Annotated in this window: 2 pseudogenes; one reads left to right on the top strand and one right to left on the bottom strand. The window is 64.3% G+C overall.

Going from position 1 to position 1,252, the window contains the following annotated elements:
- A pseudogene (locus I8N66_RS37400) lies at window positions 1–486 on the top strand (D-alanyl-D-alanine carboxypeptidase); the annotation flags it as partial.
- 273 nt (window positions 487–759) lie between these two features.
- Here I8N66_RS37400 and I8N66_RS37405 read toward each other — a convergent pair.
- A pseudogene (locus I8N66_RS37405) lies at window positions 760–1,252 on the bottom strand (proline/glycine betaine ABC transporter ATP-binding protein); the annotation flags it as partial.

Below are 1,252 nucleotides of genomic sequence, written 5' to 3' on the forward strand. Positions count from 1 at the left end.
GGAACGGAAGCGGCCTTCGGCCAGATGATGACCAGCAAGGCGCAGGCGCTCGGCCAGAGCCGTACGGTGTTCAAGAATGCCAACGGTCTGCCGGATCCGGCGCAGGTGACGACCGCGCGCGACATGGCGACGCTCGGCCTCGCGCTGATGCGCGACTTTCCCGAGGAATTCCAGCTCTTCGCGAACAAGACGATCGAGTTCCGCGGCATGAAGCTGCGCGGCCATAACGGCGTGATGAAGCGCTACGAAGGCGTCGACGGCATCAAGACCGGTTATACGGACGCTTCCGGCTACAATCTCGTGACCTCCGCCAAGCGTGGCGGCACGCGGCTGGTCGCCGTCGTCATGGGCGGCAAGACGGCGCAATCGCGCGACGACGACATGATCTCGCTCCTCGACAAGTTCCTGCCGCCGAAGGAAGACGCAAGTGCTGCCAGCGCCGCCGAACCGGTCGCCGCTGCAACGTCGACGACCACTACGAACTGATCTCTCAACACATTGGTGCGAGGCTTGCCCCTCACCCTAATCCTCTCCCCGCAAGCGGGGCGTGGGGACGAAGGCGGCGGCAACCGCTGACCCTTGGCTGGCGTTCCGGACGCTGCTTCCAAGCATCAAAATAGCTCTGCTAGTCGGGAAACGTGGCATCGCCACTTGTCCCTTCTCCCCGTCAAAACGGGGAGAAGGTGCCTGCAGGCGGATGAGGGGCGCTTCCCTCACCGCGCGGATGAGGGGCGGTCGCCAGCCTAATGCCATCGAAGTTTACGCCGCCGCACGGTCTTCATGACTGACCGGTGTGACCATGGCGGCGATGACCGTCGAGAGATCGAGCGCGCCGATCGGGCGGCCGTTGCCATCGACCACATGGGCGCTTGAAACGCGGGCGGCGGTCATGCTGCGGGCTGCTGCTTCCAGCACCGTCCCGGCCGCCAGCGGCACGCCCTCGGCATTGCCGGAAAGCGGCCGCATGATCGTTTCGACATTGATAACCCGGCCGCGGTTCACTTCCTTGACGAAGGCGGTGATGTAGTCGTCGGCCGGCGACAGCACGATTTCCTGGCCCGTGCCCTGCTGCACCACGCGGCCATCGCGCAGGATCGCAATCTTGTCGCCGAGGCGCAGCGCCTCGTCGAGATCATGGGTGATGAACACCACCGTCTTCTTCAGTTCCTTCTGCAGGTCGAGAAGCACCGTCTGCATGTCGACGCGGATCAGCGGATCGAGCGCCGAATAGGCTTCGTCCATCAGGAGAATG

The organism is Ensifer sp. SSB1, assembly GCF_016652895.1.
In the GTDB taxonomy this organism is placed as follows: domain Bacteria; phylum Pseudomonadota; class Alphaproteobacteria; order Rhizobiales; family Rhizobiaceae; genus Ensifer.